24 protein-coding genes are annotated in these 25362 nt (G+C 60.5%); 8 read left to right on the plus strand and 16 right to left on the minus strand.

Annotation, left to right across the window (positions count from 1 at the left end):
- Positions 1 to 14: 14 nt before the first annotated feature.
- Genes ACP15V_RS12245 through ACP15V_RS12255 form a run of 3 tightly spaced genes read left to right on the plus strand, consistent with a single transcriptional unit; the run spans position 15 to position 3510 of the window.
- Positions 15 to 824: an ABC transporter permease gene (locus ACP15V_RS12245; protein WP_424943985.1), complete on the plus strand. Its 810-nt coding sequence runs from the start codon at positions 15 to 17 to the stop codon at positions 822 to 824.
- Positions 824 to 2170, plus strand: a complete 1347-nt coding sequence (locus ACP15V_RS12250) for a glutamine synthetase family protein (protein ID WP_424943986.1) — start codon at positions 824 to 826, stop codon at positions 2168 to 2170. Before ACP15V_RS12245 ends, ACP15V_RS12250 begins: the two co-directional genes overlap by 1 nt.
- A 20-nt stretch (positions 2171 to 2190) precedes the next feature.
- Complete coding sequence (locus ACP15V_RS12255; protein ID WP_424943987.1) at positions 2191 to 3510, plus strand: NAD(P)/FAD-dependent oxidoreductase; 1320 nt, start codon at positions 2191 to 2193, stop codon at positions 3508 to 3510.
- A gap of 84 nt (positions 3511 to 3594) precedes the next feature.
- On the opposite strand, the gene ACP15V_RS12260 is transcribed toward ACP15V_RS12255, so the two are convergent.
- The 4 genes from ACP15V_RS12260 to ACP15V_RS12275 all read right to left on the minus strand — a co-directional run bounded on the left by ACP15V_RS12260 (position 3595) and on the right by ACP15V_RS12275 (position 8796).
- Positions 3595 to 5118: a malonate--CoA ligase gene (locus ACP15V_RS12260; RefSeq protein ID WP_424943988.1), complete on the minus strand. Its 1524-nt coding sequence runs from the start codon at positions 5116 to 5118 to the stop codon at positions 3595 to 3597.
- A gap of 103 nt (positions 5119 to 5221) precedes the next feature.
- A complete protein-coding gene (locus ACP15V_RS12265) occupies positions 5222 to 5527 on the minus strand; it encodes a DUF1992 domain-containing protein (protein ID WP_424943989.1) in 306 nt (101 codons plus the stop codon).
- Between the two features lie 175 nt (positions 5528 to 5702).
- The gene (locus ACP15V_RS12270; protein WP_424943990.1) at positions 5703 to 6665 is read right to left on the minus strand and encodes a LysR family transcriptional regulator; all 963 of its coding nucleotides are present in this window, start codon (positions 6663 to 6665) and stop codon (positions 5703 to 5705) included.
- A 64-nt stretch (positions 6666 to 6729) separates the two neighbouring features.
- Positions 6730 to 8796 (minus strand): ComEC/Rec2 family competence protein, encoded by a 2067-nt coding sequence (locus ACP15V_RS12275; RefSeq protein ID WP_424943991.1) that lies wholly within the window; start codon positions 8794 to 8796, stop codon positions 6730 to 6732.
- Positions 8797 to 8884: 88 nt separating this feature from the next.
- Between ACP15V_RS12275 and gltX the strand changes: the two genes are divergently transcribed.
- The 4 genes from gltX (at position 8885) to ACP15V_RS12295 (ending at position 12646) form a co-directional block, all read left to right on the plus strand.
- A complete protein-coding gene (gene gltX, locus ACP15V_RS12280; protein WP_424943992.1) occupies positions 8885 to 10288 on the plus strand; it encodes a glutamate--tRNA ligase in 1404 nt (467 codons plus the stop codon).
- Between the two features lie 57 nt (positions 10289 to 10345).
- Positions 10346 to 11641 carry a citrate synthase gene (gene gltA / locus ACP15V_RS12285; protein WP_424943993.1) on the plus strand — a complete coding sequence of 432 codons (1296 nt, stop codon included), beginning with the start codon at positions 10346 to 10348 and terminating at the stop codon, positions 11639 to 11641.
- 67 nt (positions 11642 to 11708) lie between these two features.
- On the plus strand, positions 11709 to 12209 hold the full coding sequence (locus tag ACP15V_RS12290; RefSeq protein ID WP_424943994.1) for a GNAT family N-acetyltransferase: 501 nt from the start codon (positions 11709 to 11711) through the stop codon (positions 12207 to 12209).
- A 68-nt stretch (positions 12210 to 12277) separates the two neighbouring features.
- The gene (locus ACP15V_RS12295; protein ID WP_424943995.1) at positions 12278 to 12646 is read left to right on the plus strand and encodes a GFA family protein; all 369 of its coding nucleotides are present in this window, start codon (positions 12278 to 12280) and stop codon (positions 12644 to 12646) included.
- Positions 12647 to 12652: 6 nt separating this feature from the next.
- Here ACP15V_RS12295 and ACP15V_RS12300 read toward each other — a convergent pair whose 3' ends face one another.
- The 12 genes from ACP15V_RS12300 to ACP15V_RS12355 form a co-directional block, all read right to left on the minus strand.
- Complete coding sequence (locus tag ACP15V_RS12300; RefSeq protein ID WP_424943996.1) at positions 12653 to 13429, minus strand: enoyl-CoA hydratase-related protein; 777 nt, start codon at positions 13427 to 13429, stop codon at positions 12653 to 12655.
- A 164-nt stretch (positions 13430 to 13593) separates the two neighbouring features.
- Entirely contained in the window at positions 13594 to 14052 is a 459-nt protein-coding gene (locus tag ACP15V_RS12305; protein WP_424944138.1) for a cytochrome c-type biogenesis protein, read from the minus strand.
- Between the two features lie 8 nt (positions 14053 to 14060).
- On the minus strand, positions 14061 to 16034 hold the full coding sequence (locus ACP15V_RS12310; protein WP_424943997.1) for a heme lyase CcmF/NrfE family subunit: 1974 nt from the start codon (positions 16032 to 16034) through the stop codon (positions 14061 to 14063).
- 117 nt (positions 16035 to 16151) lie between these two features.
- Positions 16152 to 16574: a hypothetical protein gene (locus ACP15V_RS12315; protein WP_424943998.1), complete on the minus strand. Its 423-nt coding sequence runs from the start codon at positions 16572 to 16574 to the stop codon at positions 16152 to 16154.
- On the minus strand, positions 16571 to 16696 hold the full coding sequence (locus tag ACP15V_RS12320; protein WP_424943999.1) for a hypothetical protein: 126 nt from the start codon (positions 16694 to 16696) through the stop codon (positions 16571 to 16573). The genes ACP15V_RS12315 and ACP15V_RS12320 overlap by 4 nt, the downstream gene beginning before the upstream one ends.
- Positions 16693 to 16887 carry a hypothetical protein gene (locus ACP15V_RS12325; RefSeq protein ID WP_424944000.1) on the minus strand — a complete coding sequence of 65 codons (195 nt, stop codon included), beginning with the start codon at positions 16885 to 16887 and terminating at the stop codon, positions 16693 to 16695. Before ACP15V_RS12325 ends, ACP15V_RS12320 begins: the two co-directional genes overlap by 4 nt.
- Entirely contained in the window at positions 16877 to 17461 is a 585-nt protein-coding gene (locus ACP15V_RS12330) for a holin family protein (protein WP_424944001.1), read from the minus strand. Before ACP15V_RS12330 ends, ACP15V_RS12325 begins: the two co-directional genes overlap by 11 nt.
- Entirely contained in the window at positions 17452 to 18063 is a 612-nt protein-coding gene (locus ACP15V_RS12335; RefSeq protein WP_424944002.1) for a holin-associated N-acetylmuramidase, read from the minus strand. The genes ACP15V_RS12330 and ACP15V_RS12335 overlap by 10 nt, the downstream gene beginning before the upstream one ends.
- A gap of 65 nt (positions 18064 to 18128) precedes the next feature.
- Positions 18129 to 18572 carry a cytochrome c maturation protein CcmE gene (gene ccmE / locus ACP15V_RS12340; RefSeq protein ID WP_424944139.1) on the minus strand — a complete coding sequence of 148 codons (444 nt, stop codon included), beginning with the start codon at positions 18570 to 18572 and terminating at the stop codon, positions 18129 to 18131.
- A gap of 64 nt (positions 18573 to 18636) precedes the next feature.
- Entirely contained in the window at positions 18637 to 19665 is a 1029-nt protein-coding gene (gene argC / locus ACP15V_RS12345) for an N-acetyl-gamma-glutamyl-phosphate reductase (protein ID WP_424944003.1), read from the minus strand.
- A 54-nt stretch (positions 19666 to 19719) separates the two neighbouring features.
- Positions 19720 to 20532 (minus strand): glutamate racemase, encoded by an 813-nt coding sequence (gene murI, locus ACP15V_RS12350; RefSeq protein ID WP_424944004.1) that lies wholly within the window; start codon positions 20530 to 20532, stop codon positions 19720 to 19722.
- 179 nt (positions 20533 to 20711) lie between these two features.
- Positions 20712 to 24128 (minus strand): indolepyruvate ferredoxin oxidoreductase family protein, encoded by a 3417-nt coding sequence (locus ACP15V_RS12355; protein ID WP_424944005.1) that lies wholly within the window; start codon positions 24126 to 24128, stop codon positions 20712 to 20714.
- 212 nt (positions 24129 to 24340) lie between these two features.
- Between ACP15V_RS12355 and ACP15V_RS12360 the strand changes: the two genes are divergently transcribed.
- Positions 24341 to 25234 (plus strand): LysR family transcriptional regulator, encoded by an 894-nt coding sequence (locus tag ACP15V_RS12360; protein WP_424944006.1) that lies wholly within the window; start codon positions 24341 to 24343, stop codon positions 25232 to 25234.
- Positions 25235 to 25362: the final 128 nt, after the last annotated feature.

Here is a 25362-nt window from a genome sequence, read left to right on the forward strand (position 1 = left end):
ACGGAGGATCGCGCATGAGACGTCTCAGCTGGTTCAATACGCTCAGCCTGACCCTTGGCTTTGCCTTCCTCTATATCCCGATGCTGATCCTGATCCTGTATTCGTTCAACGCGGGCAAGCTGGTCACCGTCTGGTCGGGCTTCTCGTTCAAATGGTATGGCGAGCTGTTTCAGAACGAAGCGTTCCTGCAGGCCGCCTGGGTCACCCTGAAAGTGGCGGTCTTGTCATCGACCATCGCCACCGTTCTGGGCACGATGGCCGCCTATGTGATGGTGCGCGCCGGGCGGTTTCGGGGACGGACCCTGTTTTCGGGCATGATCTATGCGCCGCTGGTGATGCCCGAGGTGATCACCGGCCTGTCACTTCTGCTGCTGTTCATCGCGATTGGGCTTGATCGCGGCGTGATGACCATCGTCCTGGCGCATACGACGTTTTCGATGTGTTACGTCTCGGTGGTGGTCTCCTCGCGCCTCGTGACCTTTGACCAGTCGCTGGAAGAGGCCGCGCTGGATCTGGGCTGCACCGGGTTCGAGGCCTTCCGCCTTGTCACCCTGCCGATCATCTTGCCGGCTGTGATCTCCGGCTGGCTTCTCGCCTTCACCCTGTCGCTGGATGACCTGGTGATCGCCTCCTTCACCTCCGGCCCCTCCTCCACCACCCTGCCGATCAAGATTTTCTCGGCGGTGCGCCTTGGGGTCACGCCCGAGATCAACGCCCTGTCGACCATCATGATCGGGCTTGTCACCATCGGCGTGATCGGCGCGTCGCTGACCTCGAAACGGGCCATTGCGCGCAAACAAAAAGATGAAAGAGACGCAGTCTGATGAGTGATTTTCTGCAAGAATATGCCGCCTATTGCGACACCTACGGCCGGCCCGACCGGATCGAGCTGATGCTGTGCGATGTCAACGCGGTCCTGCGCGGCAAGTGGTTGCCGGGCGATGATGAAAAGAAACTGTCGGAAGGGGCGGTGCGCCTGCCCCTCTCGACCTACGCCCCCAACATCCTTGGCGCCGAAGTGTCGGAAACCGGGCTGGGCATCGTGGTGGGCGATCCCGATGGGCGCATCACGCCGATCCCCGGATCGCTGAAACCGGTGCCATGGGCCAAGGGCAATATGGCCCAGGTCCAGGTCGAAATGCTCGACCCTGACACCGATCAGATCAGCGACCTGTCCTCGCGCAAGCTCTTGTCCAATATGGTGGATCGGTTCCACGCCAAGGGCTGGCATCCGGTGCTGGCAAGCGAGCTGGAATTTTACCTGATCCAGCCGCGCGACAGCGAAGACGCGGCCCCAACCCCGCCCAACCGCAGCCCCGATGCGCAGAACTATGACCTTGAGGTGCTGGAACGCACCCAGGACGTGCTCGATGACATCCTGGCCGTGGCCGCGAAACAGGGTCTGGCCACCGACACGCTGATTGCCGAATATGGCCCCGGCCAGTTCGAGGTCAATTTCCACCACACCGACGACGTGATGAAGGCCGCCGACACCGCGCTGTGGTTCAAACGGCTGGTGCGCGGGGTGGCCCGCAACCATGGGTTAGAGGCCACGTTCATGGCCAAACCTTATGCGGATTTCCCGGGCAACGGGATGCACCTGCACGCCTCGGTGGTCGATGGCGATGGCAAGAACATCTTTGATGATGGCAGCGGTCAGGCCTCCGACACCCTGCGCGCCGCCGTTGGTGGCACGCTGGAAACCATGCGCGACCTGCAGGCGATCTTTGCCCCGCACCTCAATTCCTACCGCCGCTATCGCCCGATGAGCTTCGCCCCCTCGGCCCCCGACTGGGGCTATGACAACCGTGCCGCCGGGGTGCGCCTGCCAGAGGTCTCCGGGCCGGGCGCGCGGCTGGAACACCGCATCGCCGGGGCGGATGTGAACCCCTATCTGGTGATCACCGCCATTCTGGGCGGCATGCTGAACGGGCTCGAGACCAAGCCGGCCCTGCCCCTACCGCTGGATGACCCGAACTCCGAAGCCGCCCCGCGCCTGACCGCGGACTGGATCCGCGCCGTGGATCGCTTTTCGCAATCCGACGTGGCCGCCGACATTTTCGGGGCACGCTACCGCGACATCTATGCCGCCGTGCGGCTGGATGAGATTGACCAGCTGACCAATGAAATCAGCCAGATCGAATACCGCGCCTATCTGGGACGGCTGTAACACCGGGGGTATTGGGCCAGATGCAGCGGATCTATGAAGATTACGCCTATTCCGACGCCGCGCGGGCGGAATGCATCTGGCCCCTGCCCCATCGCGATTGGAATGCGGTCGACGGGGATCTGAACACCGAAATCGCCATCATCGGCGGCGGCTATACCGGCCTCTCTGCCGCGCTGCATCTGGCCGAGGACGGCGTGGAGTGCATGGTGCTTGAGGCGCATGTCCCCGGTTGGGGGGCATCAGGCCGCAATGGCGGGTTCTGCATGGGCGGCGGCGATAAGGCGGGCCTGTCCACCATCCGCAAACGGTTCGGCAACAAGGCGGCGCTGGACTATTTTCGCGCCCAACAAAGCTCGGTGGAGGTGGTGGCCGATCTACTGGACCGGCACCAGATCGACGTGGATCGACACTCGGATGGCGAACTGCTCCTCGCCCATTCTGCGACTGCGGTCGCAAACCTCAAGGCCGAGGCGCAGGACTGGTCGGAGCTTGGGGAAACGCCGCGCTTTATTCCAAAAGAAGACCTCGCTGGCGAAGGGATGAATGGCGCTTTTCACGCGGGGCTCGTGTTGCCCTTGGGGTTTGCGCTCAACCCGGGGAAGTTTGTCATCGGCTTGGCAGAAGCAGCCCAAAAGGCCGGGGCCGACATCCGCGCCCAAAGCCCGGTCACGAAAATCTCGCAAGAAAACGGGCGCCACGTCCTGACCACCCCCAAAGGCCGCGTCACCGCCCGCAAACTGATCTTGGCCACCAATGGCTACTCTTCCGATGACCTGCCGAATTGGCTCCGGGGGCGATACCTGCCGGTCCAATCCAACATCCTCGTGACCCGCCCGCTGAGCGATGACGAAATTGCCGCACAGGGCTGGCACACCGATTTCATGGCCTATGACAGCCGCCACCTGCTGCATTATTTCCGGCTGTTGCCGGATCGACGCTTCTTGTTGGGAATGCGCGGCAATATCGCCGCCAGCCCCGCGAAACAGGCCGACATGCGCGCCCGCACCGCGCGTGATCTCGCCCGGATGTTTCCCGCCTGGGCCGGGGTCGAAACACCCCATTTCTGGTCCGGCTTGATCAGCATGTCGCGCGATCTGCTGCCCTATGTCGGGTCGCTTGGAGATCTCGACAATGCTTGGGCGGGCCTGAATTACCACGGCAATGGCGTCTCAATTGCCACCTGGGCCGGGCAGCAACTCGCGCGTATGGCGATGGGAAAACCCGCCGGAACAAAGGTCCACGCAAGCCCGCTCCCCCGTTTTCCCTTCGCCGGCCTACGCCGCAGCTATCTGCGCCCCGCCTTCTGGGCCTATCGCCTGAAAGACGGCCCCGCGCCGTAAAACCGAGACCGCCGCCTCTTTTTCTTGCCCGAAATACCTCGGGGTGAGGCGCAAAGCGCCGAGGGGCAGCGCCCCTTCCCCGGATCAGGCAAACAGATCCTTATAGGTCTCGCGCATCACGTTTTTCTGCACCTTGCCCATCGTATTGCGCGGCAATTCCTCAACCAAAATCACCTGTTTGGGCTGTTTGAACCTGGCAAGCTTGCCCTCAACCCCCGCCCGAACCTGCGCCTCGTCCAACTGCGCCCCGTCCTGAGGCACCACAACGGCCACAACCGCTTCGCCGAAATCTTCATGCGGCACCGCGATCACCGCGCTCTCATTCACGCCGGGCAGATCGTCGATCACCCCTTCCACCTCTTTCGGATAGACGTTGAAGCCGCCGGTGATGATCAGGTCCTTGCCGCGACCCACAATGGTGACATAGCCGTCGTCATCCACAAACCCGAGATCCCCGGTGATGAACCAGCCATCCTCGCGCAGCTCTTCCGCGGTCTTTTCCGGCATCTGCCAATAGCCCGCAAACACATTGTCGCCGCGCACCTCTATCACGCCGATCTCGCCGGTGGGCAGCGTCGTGCCGCTTTCGGGGTCGCACACTTTCAGCTCAACCCCCGGCAGCGGCACCCCCACCGTGCCCGCCCGACGATCACCGTCATAGGGGTTCGACGTGTTCATATTGGTTTCGGTCATCCCATAGCGTTCGAGGATCGCATGGCCCGTCACCTCCCGCCAACGATCATGGGTTTCCGCCAAAAGCGGCGCGGACCCGGACACAAAGAGCCGCATATTCCGGGACGCCTCCCCCAGGCGCGGATCTTTCAAAAGCCGCGTATAAAAGGTCGGCACCCCCATCAGTGCGGTGGCCTTCGGCATGGATGCTATGATTGCATCCGCATCAAACCCGCCCATGAAAATCGCCTGCGCCCCGGCCATCAGCGTGACATTGGTGGCCACAAACAGACCATGCGTGTGGAAGATCGGCAGCGCGTGGATCAGCACATCGCGGTCAGTGAACTGCCAGAACTCGCGCAAGGTTTCCGAATTGGACGCCAACGCCCGGTGGGTCAACATCGCGCCTTTTGATCGCCCTGTCGTGCCCGAGGTGTAGAGGATCGCCGCAAGGTCCAGCGCCGCTCGCCGAACGGCTTGAAAGCCCGGGGCTTCCGCATCTCGTGCGGCGACCAATGTTCCGGAACCACCCTGACCCAGGGTCAGCACATGATCCACACCGCAGGCTTTTGCAACGGGGGATAAATCATCCATCTTGGCCGTATCGCAAACAAACACATGCGGGGTCGCATCCCCGAGGAAATACCGCACTTCTTCAGCGGTGTAAGCGGTATTCAACGGCAAAAACACCGCGCCCGCCAACACCGTGCCCACGTAAAGCTCCAGCATCGGGATCGCTTTTGGGGCCTGAACCGCCACCCGATCCCCCGGTTTCACCCCAAGCCGCACCAACGCCGCAGCCATTTTTTCCGAATTGTCCCAAAAAGCGCCATATGTCACCACCTCGCCAGAGGCAAAATCCGTCAGAAAGGGAGCATCGTGGCGTCCGTCTGACGCGCGGGAAATGGCGCGGGCAAGATGGTTGGCGTCATACATGGGGGTCTCCAATTCACGTGCCGGAACAACTTGGAAAAGGAGTTAACCTGCGAGGACCAAACGGTCAATCGGGCCGGGGTTTCAGGGGAGTTTTCCGGGTGCGTTAACGATACGATTTTCGGGCGATCTCGATGCGCGCTTCCATCATCGACATGTCCTTCATGATATCGCGCCTGCGGGTCCGGTCGCTTGTCTCGGCCAGCTCTTCCCGCAGCTTTTTTAACTCCCGTGACAAAGAGACAAACTCCGGCACCGCTCCGTTTTCGCGGATCAGGCGGTTGAACAAGGCATTTTCAGGGTCACCATCAAGGTCCAAAGGCTGACCCGCTCCTTCGAGATTATCGAAGTCTCCATTTTGCTCCGCTTCGCGGATCTTTAGATTAATGAGGTCGATAAGTGGGTGATCCATGGGCGGAATATAGCGGGTCTGACCACAGGAAACAAAACCAGAAAACTAGTTTTCTAGTTTTCTAGTTTTCTAGTTTTCTAGTTTTCTAGTTTTCTAGTTTTCTAGTTTTCTTCGAAATGCGCGCCCCTCACCCGAAGTCAAGGCCTTGGCAGGCGACACAACACGCTGTTTATCTTCACAAAAGACGCAACTGCCCGTCCAACCAAGGCGCCGTTCGCAGCGCAGGGTTCACCACCATATCGGACAAAATGGCACGCAGGCTTTCGGCCATTTCGGCAGGGAGCTCCCCCAACACCCCTTCGCGCGCGACCAAAGATATACGTCGTGTCAGGGGACCAAATGGCAGGGGGATCAAATCGGTCTCGGCGCGAAAACGTTGCGCGTGGAAATACCCCAGCGGGGTCAGGATCGTCCACCCAACCCCATTTGCCACCATCGACATAATGGCGTGATAGCTGTCCAGCTCGAACCGGTTATCAAGACGCAGGTTTTGCCGCGCCAGATGATCAGAGATCACCCGCCCCATATGGTGTCGCGCTGTGTATTGCACCAACGGCAAGTCCCGTAGCTGCGCCATGGGATTATCTGGATCCACCCGCCCTTTTGGCACTGCCGCCACAAAAGGCTCCTCCAGCAGCGGATGCCATTCCATTCCCACTGCACCGACCCCGGTATCGGCTGCCACGATCACGTCAAGGGCCCGGGCATCCAGTTGATCATAAAGCCGGTGCGACGCTCCGGTTTCCAGCAGAAACTGTGTCCCGGAAAGCTGCTCTGCCAATCCAGTGAGCAAACGTGGGGTTACATCCGCATCAAAATCCTCAATCACACCAAGGCGCAGGCGGGTCAGGCTGGCCAATGCCCCCCGCGCCAATTCTGCGCGCGCTTGTTCCGCTTCGTTCAAAATCGCCTGCGCGCGTTTCAAGAAAAGCTCGCCCGCCGGCGTCAGGCCCAAAGGGCGAGCTGAGCGGTCCAAAAGGACCGCCCCTAAAGCCGTTTCCAGATTGCTAAGTTGCTGACTTACCGAGGAAGGGCTGGCCCCCAACCGGCGTGCGGCCAATGACAACGAACGCTCATCGGCAGTGGCAACAAAGACTTCCACGCCCCACAGGGTGATCCGACCTGCGGTTTCGACCATCTGCACGCTCCCTTATATTTGGCCGCAGGCTAGGCGCTTTGAAGATATCGATCAATGCCCGGTTTCACCATCTGGTCCACAGCCGATCCCCCTGATGATCACGTGCGCTTTCAATGCGCCAGCCGTGCGCCTCGGGCCATACTGCAAGGGCACCGGTCTTGCGCAACATTCCGGTCTCCACCACCTGACAGCGCGTCGGCACCTGGCCGACCGGGCTTCGGTTCATCACCACAAGGCTGCCGGGCCGACATGCGCTTTCGATCTGCTGCTCCCCGCGTTTACCGCTTAAATGCACCAGCGACGCCTTGCCAATCTCTGTTGTGACAAAGCCCCTTTCACCTGCAAATGCCCCCAGCCCATGGGCCACATCCTGTGCCAGCGGAGCCCCGTCATTTTCCAGCCAGACCCGAGCAGCGAACCCGTCCCCCTTGGGTTTGGACAGCGCGCGCCCCGCGTCGGTCATCACGCCGACCAGACCGCCGGTCTGGCTGATCAGCACCGGGGGCCGCTCTGCCCCGACCCACAACAGCACCCCCAGCCCGATCGGTAGCACGGCCAGCAGCTTTTCCCGCCTGCGCAGCAGCACGGTCAGCAAACCGCCAAGGGCTAGGGCGGGCAGAACATGGGCGGGCGCTTGTGGCACATGGCCGATCGCCCCGTCCATCGACGACACGTGATGCGCCACCCCGATGATCCAGTTGATCGGCGGCCCCATGATCTTGAGGCCCAGCCAGCCCAAACCAAACGGGCTAAGCAACGCCGCTAACACCGCGGCGGGCATCACGATGCTGCCCATCAACGGCACGGACAAAAGGTTGGCCAGAAGGCCGAAATGGCTGACCTGATTGAAATGCGCCGCCGCAATCGGCGCGGTGGCCGCCGCCGCCACCGCGGAGGAGATCACCACGGCCAACAGCGGTTGCAGCCATTTCGGGCCAAAGTAACGCCGCAATGGCGCAAGCCAGCCAAACACGGCCACAAGTGCCGTTGTCGCGGCGAAGGACATTTGAAATCCGGGTTCGGTCAGGGCCTCTGGATGCAGGATCAGAACGATCACCGCCGCCATCGCCACGGCCCGCAAACTCAGCGCGCGCCGGTCAAACAGCACCCCCACAAACATGGTGGTGACCATGATGAACGCGCGTTCCGTCGACACGTTTCCCCCGGACAAGAGCAGGTAAAATGCCCCCGCCCCAATCGCCAGGCAGGCGGCAATCTTCTTGGTGGGTCGCCGCAGCGCAAATCCGGGAAACAGGGCCATCACATAACGTGCCGCCTGATAGACAAACCCGGTGAGCAACCCCATGTGCAGCCCGGAAATCGCCAGCAAATGCGCCAGGTTCGACCCGCGCAGCGCGTCCATCGTCGCGCGGCTCATTGCGGATCGGTCCCCCGTGGTGATCGCCGCGGCAAAGGCGCCGGTTTCACCGGGCAAGATGCTCTGCACCCATCCAGACAACGCCATGCGCAGCTGGTTCACGGCCACGGCCACCCCGCCCCCGCCGGGCGGGTCCAGCGCCAAGACGGGATTGCGGGTGTAGCCCACCGCGCCGATGCCGCGAAACCACGCCATGCGTTGAAAATCGAACCCGCCGGGTTCGACCGGACCATTGGGACCGGACAGATGCGCCGTTGTGGCAATGCGCAACCCGATCCCGGGCGTGACAAACCCCTGCGCGCCGTGCAGCGAAATCCGCGCCCGATCCGGGTGGCGGTCAGGGGACATATCGGCCAGCCGCAATTGATCCAGGGTCAGGCGCACCGCGTCAGATTGCGACCGGTCAATGGCGATGATCCGCCCCTCCACCGCGCCGTAATACCGAAACTCCAACACGGGCGCGGCCACCTGATGGGCGCGCGCCCCGGCCAGGCACAGCCCCGCCGCCACAAGGGCCAGCGCGTTGGCCAGAGGCCCGATGCCCCAGGGCCAACGCCGGGAAACGAGAAAACTCAAAAGGATAAACCCGACCAGCACTGCATAGACCAGGCGCGAGGGTTCCATCGGCAATAGGAAATAGATCCCGATCCCCATGGCCAGAAAGATCGGCACCCAATGCAGAAACCGCCCCCGTTCGCGTTCCACGCGCGTGAGGATTGCGAGGGGGATCGCAGGGATGATCTTGGCCAGCACGCTTGTTCTTGGCCTCCCTTTTGCTTTAACACGCCCTTAACACTCCTCAGGCATACGCCTCGCATGGTTTCCAAAAGGTTAACATCTCATGAACTCTGATCAGGTCGTCACCCGTTTCGCCCCCTCGCCCACCGGCTATCTGCATATCGGCGGCGCACGCACCGCGCTTTTCAACTGGCTTTACGCACGCAGTCGCGGCGGCAAGTTCCTGCTCAGGATCGAAGACACCGACCGGGCGCGTTCAACCCCCGAAGCGACGGCGGCGATCCTGAAGGGGATGGCGTGGCTGGGGCTGGACCATGACGGCGAAGTGATCTCGCAGTTTGACCGCGCGGACCGCCACGCCGAGGTGGCGCATGAGATGCTGGCAAACGGTCATGCCTATAAATGCTTCGCGACCCAGGATGAAATCCAAGCCTTCCGCGATCAGGCCAAGGCCGAGGGGAAATCGACCCTTTATCAATCGCCCTGGCGCGACGCCGACCCGGCGACCCACCCGGATGCGCCCTACGTCGTGCGCCTGAAGGCCCCGCGCGACGGGGTGACGGTGATCAAGGATGCGGTGCAGGGCGATGTGACCATCCGCAATGATCAGCTTGATGACATGATCTGTCTGCGGTCCGACGGGACCCCCACCTATATGCTTGCGGTGGTGGTCGACGATCACGATATGGGCGTGACCCACGCCATTCGCGGCGATGACCACCTGAACAATGCGGCCCGCCAGCAGCTTGTCTATCAGGCGATGGGCTGGGATGTGCCGGTCTGGGCGCATATCCCGCTGATCCACGGGCCGGATGGCAAGAAACTGTCGAAGCGCCACGGCGCGCTGGGGGTCGAGGAATATCAGGCGATGGGCTATCCGGCGCAGGCGATGCGCAACTATCTGGCGCGTCTGGGCTGGAGCCACGGCGATGACGAGTTCTTTTCGGACGCGCAGGCGCTGGAGTGGTTCGACCTGAAGGGAATCGGCAAATCTCCGGCCCGGTTCGATTTCAAGAAGCTCGATAACCTGTCCGGTCAGCACATGGCGGCAATGGAAGATGACGCCGTTTTGGCGGCCTATATCGAGTTCCGTAACGTCACAGGGGAATCTGTGCTGCAGCCGCAGCAATCTGAACTTTTGGCGAAGGCAATGCCTGTGCTGAAAACCAGCGCAAAGACCTTCCCGCAACTCACTGAAAAGGCTCACTTTGCCCTGGCGTCCCGCCCCCTGGAGCGCGATGAGAAGGCCGAGAAGGCGCTGGATGATGTATCCCGTAGTATACTGAAAGAATTGACGCCGCAGCTGCAAAATGGTAGCTGGGATCGCAACACGCTTGAGGGGATCCTGAACGGTCTGGCAGAGGCCCACGGATTGAAGTTCGGCAAATTGGCCGCACCCCTGCGCGCCGCCCTTGCGGGCCGCGCTGTGACCCCAAGCGTTTTTGACATGATGTTGGTCCTTGGGCGCGAAGAATCGATTGCCCGTTTGGAAGAGGCCAGCGCCTGAGCACCAATACGACACCACCCGCCCGGATGGGCCGGGTCTTGCAGGAAGGGAACAAGAATGGCTGAACCAACCGGAACCGCGAAACTCTCATTTGGGGACAAGGAACTGGAATTGCCGATGTTCTCGCCGACGGCTGGCCCGGACGTGATCGACATTCGCAAACTGTATGCGCAGGGTGATGTGTTCACCTACGACCCCGGCTTCACCTCGACGGCAAGCTGCGATTCGACCATCACCTTTATTGATGGCGACAAGGGCGAGCTGCTCTATCGCGGCTATCCGATCGACCAGCTGGCGGAAAAATCGCATTACCTCGAAGTGTGCTACCTGCTGCTCTACGGTGAACTGCCTTCGGCCACCGAGCTGGAAGATTTCGAAAGCCGCGTGACCTACCACACGATGGTGCACGAACAGATGTCGAAGTTCTTCACGGGCTTCCGTCGTGACGCGCACCCGATGGCGATCATCACCGGTGTGATGGGCGCGATGTCGGCCTTCTATCACGACAGCACCGACGTGAATGACCCTTGGCAGCGCGAAGTGGCCGCGATCCGCATGATTGCAAAGATCCCGACCATCTCGGCGATGGCCTATAAATACTCGATCGGCCAGCCGTTTGTGTATCCGAAGAACGATCTGGATTACGCGTCGAACTTCCTGCGCATGTGCTTTGCCGTGCCGGCCGAAGAATATGTGGTGAACCCGATCCTGAGCCGCGCGATGGACCGGATTTTCACCCTGCACGCCGATCACGAACAGAACGCCTCGACCTCGACCGTGCGTCTGGCCGGGTCGTCGGGCGCCAATCCGTTTGCCTGTATCGCTGCCGGCATCGCCTGCCTGTGGGGCCCTGCCCATGGTGGCGCCAACCAGGCCTGCCTGGAAATGCTGCGTGAAATCGGCTCGGTTGAGAACATCCCGGAATATGTGGCCCGCGCCAAGGACAAGGACGATCCGTTCCGCCTGATGGGCTTTGGTCACCGCGTCTACAAGAACTTCGACCCGCGCGCGAAGGTGATGAAGGAAAGCGCTGACGAGGTGCTGGGCCTTTTGGGGATCGAAAACAACGAGACCCTGAAAGTCGCCAAGGAACTGGAGCGCATCGCGCTGGAAGATCCGTATTTCGTCGAGAAGAAGCTTTACCCGAACGTGGATTTCTACTCCGGCATCATTCTGGAGGCGATGGGCTTCCCGACCTCGATGTTCACCCCGATCTTTGCGCTGTCGCGCACCGTGGGCTGGATTTCGCAGTGGAAAGAAATGCTGGGCGATCCGGGTCAGAAAATCGGCCGTCCGCGTCAGCTGTATCTCGGCGACACCGCCCGCGACTACACGGATGTGGAAAACCGCTAAGCGCTGGAAAACTGATTTTGAGGGGCTGCCACTGGCGGCCCCTTTTCTTTTGCCGTACTCCTTGTGCATGACCACACTGACCACCAAACGCCTGACCCTGCGCGGTCCACATCCAGAGGATTTGGATGATCTCTTCGCGATCTACAGTGATCCGCGCGCGATGGCGTATTGGTCCACCCTGCCCCATGAAGATCGGTCCGTGACCAAGGACCGGCTGGATCGCTGGATCCCTGATTTTGCACATAGGCCACATTATTTCTCGGTGGTGTATCAGGGGCGTGTGGTGGGCAATTGCGGCGCACATAGCGGCAATGAAATCGGTTATATCCTGCATCCAGATGTCTGGGGCAAAGGCATGGCGAAAGAGGCGATGCGGGCGGTGATAGTCCATCTTTGGAACAGCACAGACTTTACCGAGCTTAAGGCCGATCTTGACCCGCGCAACAAGGCCTCAGAGGGGCTGCTGCAATCCTTGGGATTTCACGAAACCGGACGGGCGAAGAACACCTATTGCGTGGGCGGGGTCTGGACCGACAGCCTTTACATGGCGCTTTCTCGTCCTGCTTGAAGCGTTTCGAGCATTTTCCGCTCTCCATGTTATCCTTGCCTGCGTAATATCCAGATAAAGGAGAACAGATGTCGCAGTTTAAGGGAGGGTGCCTCTGCGGTGCCTGCCGCTTTGAATACCACGGTGACGTGCGCTTTTCCATTCAATGTTACTGCCGGGACTGTCAGCACGCCACGGGGGCCGGACACGCACCTCAGATGGTGGTCGATCGCAGCAGGCTTCGAACAGAAGGTCCATTCAAGACCTACCACAGCAAGGCTGCATCGGGACACGCGCTTGCCTTCACCTTCTGCGCAGAATGTGGATCACCGCTTGTGAAATCTACCACACGGATGCCCGATGCCATCGCCATATATGCCGGGGCGCTGGATGATCCATCGATTTACACACGCGGTAATGATGTATTTGAAGATCGACGTCACGATTGGGATTCGTAGCCTTGCCTACCGCCCTTCGTAGTCCGGCGTCCGCTTTTCGAGGAAGGCCATCACACCTTCTTTGAAGTCACGCGACCGGCCGCATTCGCCCTGCAGATGGGCCTCCAGCGCCAGTTGTTCTTGCAAGGAATTGGTCAGCGAGGCGCGCATGGCCTTCTTGATATTGGCAAAGCTCATGGTCGGGCCTTTGGCAAGGTATTCCCCGCGCGCTTTCCAGGCCGCTTCAAAATCGTCATCCGCGACGCACTCCCAGATCAGCCCCAGATCTGCGGCGTCTTTTGCGGGCAGTTTTTCGGCAAAAAGTGCCGCCCCCATCGCCTTGGCAAAGCCCATGGTGCGCGGCATCCAATAGGTGCCGCCCGCGTCGGGGATCAGGCCAATGCGCGAAAAGGCCTGCATGAAATAGGCGCTTTCCTTGGCGATCACCACGTCAGCGGCCAGGGCGATATTGGCCCCGGCCCCGGCAGCGGCCCCGTTCACCGCACAGATCACCGGGATCGGCGCGTCATAGATCGCGCGCAGCAGCGGTTCATATTCATCCTTCAGGGTGCGTTCCAGATCCACATCGCCTGCATTGGCGCGATCCCCCAGATCCTGACCCGAGCAGAAGGCACGCCCTGCGCCGGTGATCACCAGGGCACGTGCATTTTGGCCCGAATCCGTCACCGCATGGGCGATCTCGGCGCGCATCTGTGTGTTCAGCGCATTCATCTTGTCGGGGCGGTTCAGGGTCAGAACAGCCAGCCCTTCGGTGATCTCATAGGTGATCGTGTCGTAAATCATCGGATCCTCTTTTCTGTCCTGATCTGTGCCTCTGCGGGTGTCGCCACTATAACCGACCAAATGGACGGGAAAAGGGGGAACGTGCCGTCACACCGGTATAATCCCCCTCGCAAACGAAAACACGCCCCAAATCGGGGCGTGTCTTGACGTTACTTTGCAAAGGCTCAGTCTTTCATCAGCTCTTGCAAGCGTTTTTCTTCATCTGCGGACAGCCCATCGGACCTGTCCCCGGCCTGTGCGCGGCGGCGCAGATAGACCACGCCGGTGATCGCGGCGATCAGGAAAAGCACCGGCCCGGCCAGCCACAAGACGATATTCGCCCCCGTTGCGGTGGGTTTCATCAACACATACTCGCCGTAGCGCTCAACGATGAAATCGACGACCTCGTCATTGCTGTCGCCCTCCACCAGACGTTCACGCACCAACAGGCGCAGGTCCTTGGCGATCTCGGCATTGCTTTCGTCGATGTTTTCCCCCCGGCAGACCACGCAGCGCAGATCGGACGAGATCTCGCGCGCACGTTCTTCCAGCACCGGGTCGTCCAGCACCTCATCCGGGTTCACGGCGAACGAGGGTGTGGCGAGACAGGCCAGAACGGCCAGGGATGCCATCAGGCGTTTCATGCAGACGATCATTCGGCGGGCACTCCTTGCGGGGTCCGGGACTTGGCGGCACCGGCCGCGACGCGGAAGCGGCGGTCCGACAGGCTGACCAGCCCACCCAGCGACATCAGCGTGCAGCCGATCCAGATCCAGTTCACGAATGGTTTGATGAAGGTGCGCACCGCCCAACCGCCATTGTCCTGCGGGTCACCGATCACGACATAGATGTCGCGCCAGAACCCGTTGGCAATCGCCGCTTCGGTGGTGGGCATGGCCTGCACCGGATAGACACGTTTTTCAGGATGCAACAGGGCGACGGTTTCGCCGCCTTTCTCCACCCGCGTGGTGGCAAAGGTCGACAGATAGTTCGGCCCCTGTTCCTGCGTCACGCTTTCCAAGGTCACGGTATAACCCGCCACTTCAAACGGGTCGCCGATCATCGTGGTGCGGATGTCTTCGTGCTGCCAGGCTTCCAGCCCCGAAATGCCCATCATGGTCACCCCAAGCCCCACATGGGCGAGGAATTTACCCCAGTCGGCACGCGGCAGACGGGTCAGGCGCGACAGGCGGTTCGAGATGGCCCCGCGGCCTGTGCGACCGGCCAGATCAGTGACCGATCCTGCCAAAAGCCAGGTGCCCAGGAACATGCCGATGGGACCAAGCGCAGATTTACCGGTTTGCATCGCCCAGACGAGGGCAAGGACCGCAATTGCCAGCGCCATGGCCGGGATCAATTGCTTAACCACCCGGCCCAGCTTCGCCCGTTTCCACGGCAACATCGCCCCGATGGGCAGGATCAGCGCCAGCACCACCATGAAGGGGGTGAAGGCCGCGTTGAAGAACGGCGCACCTACCGACACTTTACGGTCGAACATCTCGCCGATCAGCGGCCAGATCGTGCCGATGAAGACAACAATCGAGCCCACAGCCAGCAGCACATTGTTGAAGACCAATGCGCTTTCACGGCTGACAATGGAAAAGACACCTTTCGCCTCCATCGCGCTGGCGCGGGCAGCGTAAAGCGTCAGGGCTCCGCCGGTGAAAATCCCGAGGATCAGCAAGATGAACACCCCACGCTCCGGGTCTGATGCAAAGGCGTGGACCGAGGTGATCACGCCCGAACGCACCAGGAAAGTGCCAATCAATGAGAAGCCGAAGGCGAGGATCGCCAAAAGGATGGTCCAGCTTTTCAGGCTCTCGCGTTTCTCAACCACAATGGCGGAGTGCAAAAGCGCTGCGGCAAAAAGCCAAGGCATGAAGGACGCGTTTTCCACCGGGTCCCAGAACCAAAAACCGCCCCAGCCCAGCTCGTAATAGGCCCACCACGACCCCAGCGCGATGCCGATGGTCAGAAAGACCCAGGCGGCCAGCGTCCACGGGCGCACCCAGCGGCCCCAGGCGGCGTCAATCCGTCCCTCGATCAGGGCGGCCACCGCAAAGGAAAACGCCATCGAAAGGCCCACATAGCCCAGATAGAGGAACGGCGGGTGCAGGGCGAGGCCGATATCCTGCAACAGCGGGTTCAGGTCACGTCCATCAAAGGGCGGGCTTTCGAACCGCAAAAACGGGTTGGATGTCAGCAGGATAAACAGCAGGAACGCCACCGCGATCGAGCTCTGGACGGCCAACACCCGGGCCTTTAGGCGAAGCGGCAAATTGCCCCCGAACCACGCGGCCATGGCACCAAACAGCGACACGCTCATCACCCACAACAGCATCGATCCTTCGTGGTTCCCCCACACGCCCGAGATCTTGTAGATCATCGGTTTCGCCGTGTGCGAGTTGAAGTACACCAACTGCACCGAGAAGTCCGAGGTCACAAAGGCATAGGTCAGCGCGGCAAACGCCGTGCCCACCAAGACGACCTGCAGGGTGGCGGCAGGAACCGCCATCTCCATCCAGCTGCGCCAGCCTTTATGCGCCCCAATCAGCGGCACCACCATCTGAACGGTTGCCACGCACAGCGCCAGGATCAGCGCAAAATGTCCAAGTTCTGTAATCATGGGCGAAGTCTAATCCTTCTCGCGGGGGCCGACCAGCCCCCGTTCAGGATCTTGCCCTGTGGCGACTGGTCACGCCACTGACTGACGTGCTTCGCCGTTAAACAGCAGCTTGCCCCCTCAGGTCATGATGTAAATCAAGCCCGACAGACAAAGCGCCCCCAGAACGGGCCATAAAAACATGGCCCCATGCAGGCCAAAGGACCGGTTGATCACGGAAAAGTGTAGAAGGGCACCGACCAGATAGAGGGCGAGAAAGACGAAATGGACAGGGCTTTCGCTGGCCCAGGCCGGTTCCCCCAGCACAGAATAAATCCACCACCAGCCCAGAACAAGGCTCGCCCCAGACCAGCTATAGGCCATGCCCAGCGCCAAGGGGGTGGCGCGCACCACGTAAAGCCACAGGAACGTCAGCGAAATCATCAACCCCATCAAGGTGATCGCGCCGTACCCGATCTGATACATCGCCTCATAACCTGCCCAAAGATAGCCCAGTTGCAGCAGCACGGCGATCAGCATCATCAACGCAAAGGCTTGTTTCATTTCTGCAAAACCTCTCGCACCACCACATCCAGTTCGGCGGCGGCATGTTTGTTTCTTTCAATGGATTGGCGCAGCTTGGCGCCAAACATCAGCTCTTTCAGGGCGGAGATCAGGCGTTTCATCGGTTACGCCCCCCGCCGGCGGGCAGCCGTTCGCGGATGATCGTGGTGATCTCGATCAGGATGGATGAATTCTTGTCGAGCACTGCCCGCGTCGCCTGATCTTTCTGAAGATCCCGGTAAAGAAGGTAAAAGACCAACAACACCCAGGGTCCGTGTTCCGAGACCAGTTTGAGAATCAGGTCACTTGCCATGCGGCCCCCTTTGTGCGGCCACCCAGTCGCGAAGGGCGGCATTGCCGGTCACATCCACCGGGCCAGGTTCGGCACGACGCGCGGGTACGGGGCGGGCGGGAACTCTCCTTTGCGCCTCTTGATCCGGGCGTATCTGCGCCAGAACTTGTGGCGCACGCGCCAGGGTCGCCGCGATCTCTTGCTGAAACATCTGCCCCTTCGCCTGATGACGGGCCCCGAAGTAAAAGCTGACAATTGCGCCCAAAAGCCACCAGAGCGGTTCCGGCACCAAAGCCACCCCCTGCATCCGTGCCGCAAACCAATGCGGGTCGACCATCGCAGCGGTGAACAACCCCAATGTGCCCAGCGCCATGGCCGGGCGCGGCAAGCGATTGAGCCCATCCATGAACCGGTCAAACACCCCCTTGCGGGGATGCAGAAACTCGGCCGCATAGGCCTCCAACGTGGCGCGATGCAGGTCCGCATCGCGTGTGGCCCCTGCTTCGCGGTTCTCCACAAACACCTCTGCCGTTTCGCGGATCACGTTTCTGCTCTGTCCAAAAAGAATGTTGAGAATTCCACCAATCAGCCCCATTTTGCGACCCTTTCGCGGTGTTCTCTGTTCGAAAAGTGATATTTGGGGGAGATGAATTCTTCAGCCCGTGTGATCCATCCGCCCTTCCCACCGTCGCGACGGCGGGCATATTTGCGGGATTTCGGGCGCTGATCAGCGAGGCGGTAGTAGTAATTGCGCCGTTCGATCCCATAAGCATCGGCCAGATGATCCGGGGCCGCGGCCACCGCCAACCGCGCCGCGCCAAGCGATTGCGGACCCAACGCGCCATCAACCGCAACGGGATAGCCCATCTTGCCCAGAAGCCTTTGCAGGATCCGCACCGCATTCCCGCCCGCATTCACATACATATCAAACACGCTGGGCTGCAGCGATGTAGGCAATTCTGCGATGCGGGGGCGATGGAAATAGTGGCGCACAAAGATCTGGCGCGCCTGGGCGCGTGTCAGAGCCTTCACATCCTGCGTGGTGATCTTGCCATCACCGGTCAGGTCCATCCCCAACCCGCGCATGGTCTTGATCGTGACCCCGTATTTGGTTGCCCCGCCGGGATCATCGGGGTCATTCACATAGCCGCCTTCGCGGGCAATGATCTCGTCTGCAATCTCTTGAACGCTTTTCATCGGGTCTCTCCCCGCGCTTAAAACACGGGGAAGAGGCTCGTTAAATTACGTTAAGATTGTTGAAATCAGGAGTTCGGGTCCACGTAGACCCCGGTTTCCTTCAGGCTGTCCATCACCTCTTTCGGCATGTAATTCTCGTCGTGTTTGGCAAGAATTTCAGAGGCTTCAAAGGTGCCGTCCACGTAAGTCCCCGTGCCGATCATGCCCTGATTTTCGGCAAACAGATCAGGCAGGATGCCGGTAAAGCGCACGGGCACGATTTCTGCCCCATCGGTGACAGAAAAGCTGACCGTTTCGCCTTCGCCCCGCACAATCGAGCCTTCGGTGACCAGCCCGCCCATGCGGAACACCTCGTTTGACGCGGGCGGCTCTGCAATCACTTCGCTCGGCGAGCGGTAATAGTTGATCCCGTCCTGCAGAGCGTATCCGATCAGCCCGGTGGCAATCGCCAAGGCCACAAACGCCAGAACGATAATCTGGATCCGACGGGTTTTTTTCAGGTTCTTCATCCCAGCCATGGTGGGACACTCCTTTTTTCTGTTCGCGCGCGGGGCGATCCGGTTGCGGCGGGCCTTACGGGAAGACCGGCGCCAGCATCAGCCCCGTTGTTTCCTCTTCGCCCAGCATCAGGTTGGCGTTTTGCAGCGCCTGCCCGGACGACCCTTTGCACAGGTTATCAAGCGCAGACACCACCAAGGCACGGCCGGGAACGCGGTCGCCGACAACACCCAGATGGCATTGGTTCGACCCCATCACCTGCCCCATGCCGGGCAATTGGCCCATGGGTAGCACGGTCACAAAGGGCTCGTCTTGATAAGCATCAACAAGGGCCGCGTGTATCGCGTCCGGATCCCCTTGCACGTAACAATCGGCCAAAATGCCCCGATTCACCGGCACCAGATGCGGGGTGAACATGATGCGCACATCGCGGCCCGCCAGCAGGGAAAACTCCTGATCGAACTCGCCCAAATGGCGGTGCTTGCCGCCCTGTGCATAGCCCATCACATCGGTCGAGCGTTCGGCAAAGAGCATGTTTTCCTTCAGCGACCGCCCGGCCCCCGAAATGCCGTTCTTGAGGTCACAGATGATTGTATCAAGATCCACCAACCCATTGGAAATCAACGGCCGCAGCGCGTATTGCACGGTCGCGGCATTGCACCCGGTGCCCGCCACAAGCCGCGCCGATTTGATCTTGTCGCGGTAAAACTCTGTCAGGCCGTAGACCGCGGTTTTCTGCAGTTCTACCGCCACATGTTCCGCCCCGTACCATTTCTGATACGCCGCCGGATCACGCAGCCGGAAATCCGCGCCCAGATCGACCACTTTCACATGTTCGGGAAGATCGCGCACCAACGCCTGCGACAACCCATGGGGCAGCGCGGCAAAGGCCAGATCGACATCTGAAAAGTCGATCTCGTCCATTTTCACCAGTTTCGGCAGATCCAGATGGCGCAGATGCGGATAGACCTCGGCCATCTCCATCCCCGCCTTACGATCCGCAGACAGGGCGACAATTTCCATGGTCGGATGGGTGGCGATCAGCCGGACCAGTTCGGCGCCGGTATAGCCAGAGGCGCCAAGAATAGCGATTTTATGGGTCATCACGACCTCCTTGCGAGTTGCGAATGATCTAATGGTTTTGGGCGCCCGCTTCAATCAGGCCGCGTCAAACGTGATCTTTCGTCGCAAGAACTGGGTCGCGCGCGAGGACACCTGCGCGGGGTTTCCCGTGGTCAGAAATCTGCTTTGCGTCCCCTCGCCCTTCATATCCGGGTGGCGATCAAGGTAATCGGCCAGGCTTTCGGCCACCAGACCGGCCTGGCTGAACACTTTCACATCCGCGCCAAGTGCTGCCTGAAACTCCTTCTCCATCAAGGGGTAATGGGTGCAGCCCAGGATCGCAGCCTCGGGATTGGGCATTTTGCGTTTCAAGGCATCCACATGGGAATTCACCAAGGCTTCGGCCAGGATCATGTCGCCTTCCTCGATGGCGTCCACCACGCCACCACAGCTTTGCGCCTCGACATCCACACCGATGGCGCGGAACGCCAACTCGCGCTGAAAGGCACGGCTGGCGACGGTGGCGGGGGTGGCAAACAGCGCCACATGCTTGGTTTCCACCTCACGCGGCGGGGTGTTGTCGCCCCAAGCGCGTTCGGTCAGCGCCTCGATCAGCGGTACAAACACGCCCAGAACCCGCTTGCCTTCCGGCATACCCGCTTCCTGCATCCGGCGCAGCGCGGCGGCCGAGGCGGTGTTACACGCCAGAATCACCAGATCACAGCCTTCCTCCCACAACCGTTCCACCGCCTTGGTGGTCAGGTTGTAGACATCATCAGCGTCGCGCACCCCGTAAGGTGCGTGGGCATTGTCACCGTAATAGACGAAATCGACCTCTGGCAGGCGCTTGGCCACCGCGTCCAGAACCGTCAAACCGCCCAGACCCGAATCGAATACCCCTACTGCCATCTGCCTCTTCCTTGTGCTTGTCGTCCAACATGCCCGTCAGGGTCCGTTCATCGGCCCCAAAAGGCGTTACACAAGGCATAGGTCCGTTCGCGGCAGAAATCCATCATCGATTTGAACTGACACAGATTCTGTCCGCAAACGGGCAACCCTTTGCCGCAAATCTCTCTCTGCAACCAATATCACTCTGCGGCCTGTGTCACCCCACGCCCTTCCCGGATCCGCGCCAACAGGTTTTCGCGCTTCGCTGCGGCTTTGCGGGCATTCTCGGCCTTTACCGGACCAAAGCCGCGGATCTCCAGCGGCAGTTCCGCCAGCGCTTTGGCCAGTGACAAGGTGTCCGGGGTCAGGCGGGTCATCACCTCGCCCATATCCGCCTCATACTGGTCGATCAGCGCGCGCTCCATTTGGCGTTCTTCGGACTTGCCGAACAGATCCAACGCCGTGCCGCGCAAGGATTTCATCCGCGCCAAAAGCGGGGCCACCCGTTCAAACCAGGTCCCAAAGGCGCGCTTTTTGGGGCGACCATTGGCATCCTCGCCGCCAAAGATCGGGGGCGCCATGTGGTAGGTCAGTTTCAGGTCGCCATCGAACTCGGCCTTCGCCTTATCGCGTGTGTCACACAAGAGGCGCGCGACCTCGTATTCATCTTTGTAGGCCAAGAGCTTGTGATAGCCCAGCGCCACCGCCTCGCGCAGCGCGTCCGGGGCGCGGTCGACAAAGGCGCGATACCGCGCCGCGTAAGCCGCGTCCTGATATTTGGTCAGGTGATCCACGCGGAAGGCAATCTTTTCTTCGAGCGTCTTGGGCAGATCCACAACATCCGCCTCGATAAACCGGGCGGCCTCTTCCGGATGCAGCACCGCCCAGCGCCCAATCTCAAACGCGCGTGTGTTGCGGTCAACGGCCTGGCCGTTCAGTTCAATCGCCTGCATCAGCGCCTCATGGGTCAGCGGCACAATCCCCGCCTGCCAGCTGGCCCCCAGCACCATCATGTTCGAGAAAATACTGTCGCCCATCAGCACGCGGGCCAGTTCGGTCGCATCAAACAGGTGCACCTTGTCTTGCAGGCGCGCCTGAAGCGACAGCTGCAACTGATCGCCCGGGATGGTGAAATCCTTGTCGCGCGTGAACTCTCCGGTCACGGTTTCATGGCTGTCGACAATGGCCCCCGTCCGCCCCGTCTGGGTCAGACCCAACGTGGTCGAGGCGGCAGAGACCACCAGTTCACACCCGATCAGCGCATCCAGCTCGCCGGTGGCGACGCGGATGGCCGAGATTTCTTCGGGCTTTTCCGCAAGGCGCAAATGCACGGTGACCGCCCCACCCTTTTGCGCCAGCCCGGCCATTTCCATCATCCCCGCGCCTTTGCCGTCGATATGCGCGGCCTGGGCGAGGATCGCGCCGATGGTCACAACCCCAGTGCCGCCCACCCCGGTGACCACGGTGTTGAACGTGCCGTTGATTGCGGGCAGCGTCGGCAGGGGCATCTCGGGCAGGTCCAAAGCCGCCGTCGCCGCCTTCTTGATCTTGGCCCCTTCGATGGACACGAAGCTGGGGCAGAACCCGTTCACGCAGGAAAAATCCTTATTGCAGGACGACTGATCAATGGCGCGCTTGCGGCCCAGCTCGGTTTCCACCGGCACAATCGACACGCAGTTTGACTGCACGCCGCAATCGCCACAGCCTTCGCAGATATCGGTGTTGATGAAGATGCGCTTGTCCGGGTCGGGATAGAGCCCCCGCTTGCGGCGGCGGCGCTTTTCGGCGGCACAGGTCTGAATGTAAAGGATTACCGATACACCCTTGATCTCGCGGCATTTTCGCTCAACCTCCAAAAGCTCGTCGCGGGTATGGAAGGACAGCCCCTTGGGGAACTGCGCCGCATCCACATCTTCCTTGTCGTCATAGACCACGAAGATGTCGTTCACCCCCATTGCCTGCACTTCGCGCGCAATGCGCACGGCGTCCAAATCGCCTTCGTTGGTCTGCCCGCCGGTCATCGCAACGGCGTCATTATAAAGGATCTTGTAGGTGATTGTGGTGCCTGCGGCCAAAGCGGCGCGCACCGCCAGGATGCCGGAGTGGTTATAGGTGCCATCGCCGAGGTTTTGGAACACATGTTTGGTTTTGGAAAACGGCGCTTCGCCCACCCAATTGGCGCCTTCGCCGCCCATCTGGGTAAAGCCGACCGTGTCACGATCCATCCATTGCACCATGTAGTGACAGCCGATCCCGGCATAGGCACGGGACCCGTCCGGCAGTTGGGTCGACGTATTATGAGGACAGCCCGAGCAGAAAAACGGCAGGCGGGCGGCGATATTGGGCGCATTATCGGCAAGTTTGGCCGCGCTGATCTTGTCCAGCCCCGCCTTCACCGCGTCGGTGCCACGCCCCTCTTCGATCAAGATGCCGCCAAGTTTCTCGGCAATCATGATCGGGTCCAGCGCATAGCGGGTGGGAAAGAGCTCAATCGGCTTTCCGCCCTCGGTCTTTTCGCCTTTGTGCCATCCATACACCCGACGGCCTTGCCGGTTGTCAAAGATCGCCTCTTTGATCTGCACCTCGATCAGTTTGCGCTTTTCTTCAACAACAACAATAAGATCGAGCCCTTCGGCCCATTCCTCAAAGCTTTGCATATCCAGCGGGAAGGTCTGACCGATCTTATAGGTGGTGATGCCCAGCCGTTCGGCCTCGGCGCCGTCAATGCCCAGCAGGTTCAGCGCATGGACCAGATCCAGCCAGTTCTTACCCGCGGCCACAAAGCCGATCTTGGCCCCGGGCGTGCCCCAAACCCGTTTGTCGATCCGGTTGGCACGGGCATAGGCCTCTGCCGCGAACCGTTTATAGTCGATCATCCGCGCTTCTTGCACCACCGGTGCATCGCCTAAGCGAATGTTCAGCCCCCCTTCGGGCATGTCAAACTCCGGCGTGACCAACTGCATCCGGTCCGGGCGGCCATCCACAACCGAGGTTGCCTCGACCGTGTCTTTCATCACCTTCAGCCCCGCCCAAACGCCGGCAAAGCGGCTCAGACCATAGCCATAAATCCCGAAATCAAGGATTTCCTGCACGCCAGCGGGCGACAGAACCGGGATATAGGCATCCACCATGGCCCAGTCGGACTGGTGCAACACGGTGGAGCTTTCCCCGGTATGGTCATCGCCCATCGCCATCAGCACCCCACCATGCGGCGCGCTGCCCGCCATATTGGCATGGCGCATCACATCACCGGTGCGATCCACCCCCGGCCCTTTGCCGTACCACAGACCAAAGACGCCATCATGCGCCCCCTCGCCGCGCAGTTCAGCCTGTTGGCTGCCCCAAAGCGCGGTGGCGGCCAGGTCTTCGTTCAGGCCCGGCTGAAACAGAACATCATGTTCTTTCAGGATTTTATCCGACCGCGACATCCACAGGTCCACCGCCCCAAGGGGGGATCCGCGATAACCGGTCACATAGCCCGCCGTGTCCAGCCCTGCCGCCTCGTCGCGCGCCTTTTGCATCAACATCAGCCGCACCAGCGCCTGCGTGCCATTCAGCAGCACCTGCTCTTTGGACAGGTCGAACTTGTCGTTCAATGTGATCTGTTGCTTGCCCATGACGTCCTCCCGACGATATGACCTGGCGATTTGGCCTGATTGCGATCTCACCTCAATATTAGGTCATAATTTCTGACCTTTCAATTGTTTTATTTCCGCCACGTCCCGGACGTTTCCAAGGGGATTTGTCGGATTAGTCATTGGATTTTGACACAATTCCCGCGATAACACTTGGGAAATATATGCGCTAACAGCTTACTGGTTCTTTCACGATGGATTGGGACAAACTCAGAATCTTTCACGCGGTCGCGGATGCGGGCTCGCTCACCCATGCGGGGGACGCGCTGCATCTGTCGCAATCCGCCGTGTCCCGCCAGATCCGCGCGCTGGAGGAAAGCCTGAACGCCACGCTTTTTCACCGCCACGCCCGCGGACTGATTCTCACCGAACAGGGTGAACTGCTGTTTGAAGCCACCAATGCCATGTCGCACCGGCTCGAGGCCGCCGTGGCGCGCATTCGCGACAGCAAGGAAGAGGTCTATGGCGAGCTGCGCGTGACCACCACCACCGCCTTCGGGTCGCTGTGGCTTGCCCCGCGCCTGCCGAAATTTTATGAAAAATACCCGGATCTGACAATTGACCTGATGCTGGAAGAACGGGTGCTGGACCTGCCGATGCGCGAAGCCGACGTGGCGATCCGCATGAAGGAACCCAGCCAGGCGGACCTCATTCGCAAGCGGCTGATGGACGTGCATATGCGCCTTTACGCCTCGCCCGCCTATCTGGAAAGCCATGGCACGCCGACAAGCTATGAGGACCTGAAACAGCACAAGATCATTTGCCAAAGCACCTCAGCCCATCAGGTGTCTGCGGGCGCCGCCCTTGTGCGCGAGCTTTTGGCCTATGGGGTGCAATCCAGCCTGACCGTGAACAATTATTTTGGCGTCTTGCAGGCCGCCCTGAACGGGTTGGGCATCGGCGTCTTGCCCGATTACATCATCGAAGACTTCCCGGAATTGCAGCGCGTCCTGCCCGAGGCGGAAAGCAAAGACATCCCGGTATACCTCGCCTACCCCGAGGAATTGCGCCAATCCCAACGCATCGCGGCGTTTAGGGATTTTGTGACAGAAGAGATCATTGCGCAGCGCAAACGGAAAAAACCCTGACCTTACGGCAACTTACTGCAAAGCCCATGTATACAGGGCGCGCACGCCCCCATAGCCATGCATGTGACGCATAGCCGCAATGCAGCATTTGCACTTGCGCGAAGCCATACCAAAGCCTAAATCAGGTT

Origin of the sequence: Aliiroseovarius crassostreae, from assembly GCF_049803815.1 — a bacterium.
Classification (GTDB): Bacteria; Pseudomonadota; Alphaproteobacteria; order Rhodobacterales; family Rhodobacteraceae; genus Aliiroseovarius; species Aliiroseovarius crassostreae_A.